Below are 2,861 nucleotides of genomic sequence, written 5' to 3'. Positions count from 1 at the left end.
CCGAAGCCCGCGAGCGCCGCGCCGCCGCCCGACGCGACGAGGCCGCCGGCCGGCTGCTTCGCGGTGCGCGGCTGCCAGACCTTCAGGAACGCGGCGAGTGCGACGAGGCTGACGAGCGACGACGTGATGTCCGGCAGCTCGGGCCCGATGTGGTTCGACGTGAAGTACTGCGTCACCGCGAAGCTGCCGCCCGCGACGAGCGCGGCCGGCCACGTCTGCCGCACGCCGCGCAGCCCGTCCATCATGAACACGAGCCAGAACGGCACCGCGAGCGACAGCAGCGGCAGCTGGCGGCCGGCCATTGCGCCGATATGGAACGGGTCGATGCCCGTCACCTGCCCGGCGACGATGATCGGGATGCCCATCGCCCCGAACGCGACCGGTGCGGTGTTTGCAATCAGACACAGTCCCGCCGCGTGCAGCGGCTTGAAGCCGAGCCCGACGAGCAGCGCGGCCGTGATCGCGACGGGCGCGCCGAAGCCGGCTGCCCCTTCGAGGAACGCGCCGAACGAGAAGCCGATCAGCAGCATCTGCAGGCGCTGGTCGTCGGTGATCGACAGCACGGACGCGCGAATGATGTCGAACTGGCCGGTCTTCACGACGATCTTGTACAGGAACACGGCCGCGACGATGATCCACGCGATCGGCCACAGGCCGTACGCGAAGCCGAAGCCGGCCGCCGCGAGCGCCTGCGGCACGGGCATCCCGTACGCGAGGATCGCGACGCCGAGCGACAGCAGCAGCGTGATCGCCGCGGCGACGTGGCCCTTGAGCCGCAGCGCGGCCAGCGCAACGAAAAAGAAAATGATCGGGATTGCGGCGACGAACGCCGACAGCCCGAGGCTGCCGAGCGGCGTATAGATCTGGTGCCAAACCTGCATGGGTGTCTCCTCCATCTGTATCTGTCTATCTGTGGGTATGGGCGGGTAAAACGGGGCTACTCGGGCTGGCCGCGAGCGCGCAGCAGGTCGGACAGGCTGCGCGGTGCCGGTTCGAGCGGCGTGCGGTGCTGCGTCCAGCCCATCTGTTTCGCGGGCGCCAGCGCTCGCAGGCGCGTCGCGGTCCAGCGGAACGCGCGGTACGCGCGCGGATGCGCGAATGCGCCCGACCAGAAGCGCCACACGAGGTCTTCCGCGCGGTTGTAGTTCGCGCCCTGGCCGCGCAGCGGATGCGCGACCGGTTCGTCGGGCTTGCGGTTCGCCTCGGTGCGCAGCCGCACGAGCAGCTGCGGGATCGGGATTCGCACCGGGCACACTTCGCCGCAGGCGCCGCACAGCGTCGACGCGGTCGGCAGGTCGGCCGTCGCGTCGAGGCCGAGCAGGTGCGGCGAGATGATCTTGCCGATCGGGCCCGGGTAGGTCGTGCCGTAGGCGTGGCCGCCGATGCGCGTATAGACGGGGCAGTGGTTCATGCACGCGCCGCAGCGGATGCACTGCAGCGTCGCGCGCAGCTGCTCGTCCGCGTAGGCCTGCGTGCGGCCGTTGTCGAGCAGCACGAGATGCAGCTCGCGCGGGCCGTCGCGTTCGCCGTCGCGGCGCGGGCCGGAGATCAGGTTGAAGTAGGTCGTGATCGCCTGGCCGGTGGCCGAGCGCGTGAGCAGGCTCGACAGCGGCACGATGTGCTCGAGCTTCTCGACGACCTTCTCGATCCCCATGATCGCGACGTGCGTGTCGGGCACCGTCGTCGACAGGCGGCCGTTGCCTTCGTTCTCGACGAGCCACAGCGTGCCGGTGTCGGCCGCCGCGAAGTTCACGCCCGAGAGACCGATGTCCGCATCGGCGAACGCGCGGCGCAGCGCGCGCCGGCCGGTCTGGATCAGCTCGTCGACGTCTTCCGTGTAGCGCGTGCCGGGGATGTGTTCCTCGAACAGCTCGGCGATGTCGCCGCGCGTCTTGTGGATCGCCGGCATTACGATATGCGACGGCTTCTCGCCCGCGAGCTGCACGATGAATTCGCCCATGTCGGACTCGATGCAGTCGACGCCGTGCTCCGCGAGGTAATGATTCAGCTCGATTTCCTCGCTCGCCATCGACTTGCCCTTGATCACGCGGCGCGCCTTCTTCGCCTGCGCGATGCCGAGCACGATCGCGTTCGCGTCGGCGGCCGTCTCGGCCCAGTGCACGTGCACGCCGGCTTCGGTGAGCTTCGTCTCCAGCCGTTCGAGCAGCGCGGGCAACTGCGCGAGCGCGTGCTGCCGCGCCGCTTCGCCGAGGTCGCGCAGCTGCTGCAGCTCGGCGTCGTCGGGGAACTGCGTCGCGCGCTTGCCCTGCAGGAAGTCCATCGCGCCGCGAAAGCTCTGGCGCAGCGCGGGATCGCCGAGTGCGGCGCGCGCGCGGGCCTTGAAGTCGCCCTGGGCGACGAATTGCAGCGTGTGGTCGCTCATTGCGGAAGGTCCTCGCTGACGGGGGCGGCCGGCCGGGCCGCGGCATCGGTGACGATCACGACCCACAGGCGGCGCGGGCCGTGTGCGCCATAGGCAAGCGTCTGCTGGATGTCGGACGTCTTCGACGGGCCCGACACCAGCACGAGGTTGGTCGGCATGCCGGCGTGCCAGCGCTCCGCATGCACGGCCGCGTGCAGGTCCGGATGCAGCCTGCTTGCGTGGACGAGCGCGACATGCAGTGGCGGCACCAGCGACACCGTGCGCGGCGTGCCGGCATCGGGCGCGAGCACGACGGTGCCGGTGGCTGCGATGCCCGAGCGCGCAACGGTGAAGCCCGCGTCGATCGTGTCGAACAGTTCGGTCTTCCACGCGTCGATCGGCCGGTCGAACGGCACGGGCGCGACCGTGTCGGGCAGCGCGCGGGCGAGCGCCGCGGATTCGGCGCGGGCCGGGTCGAGCAGCAGGCGGCGCACGCCGG

At 70.6% G+C, this 2,861-nt stretch carries 3 protein-coding genes; all 3 read right to left on the bottom strand.

What is annotated here, in order from left to right:
• Window positions 1-881: lactate permease LctP family transporter (locus G3N64_RS38605; protein ID WP_205788823.1), on the bottom strand; the 881-nt coding region annotated here is incomplete at its 3' end.
• A gap of 56 nt (window positions 882-937) precedes the next feature.
• Window positions 938-2,383, bottom strand: coding sequence for a LutB/LldF family L-lactate oxidation iron-sulfur protein (locus G3N64_RS38600; protein ID WP_205788822.1), 1,446 nt, complete (start codon window positions 2,381-2,383; stop codon window positions 938-940).
• Window positions 2,380-2,861: lactate utilization protein C (locus tag G3N64_RS38595; protein ID WP_241021432.1), on the bottom strand; the 482-nt coding region annotated here is incomplete at its 5' end. The genes G3N64_RS38600 and G3N64_RS38595, both read right to left, overlap by 4 nt.

The organism is Burkholderia sp. Ac-20344, assembly GCF_017104975.1.
Classification (GTDB): Bacteria; Pseudomonadota; Gammaproteobacteria; order Burkholderiales; family Burkholderiaceae; genus Burkholderia.
This window is presented reverse-complemented; position numbering and strand designations above follow the sequence as displayed.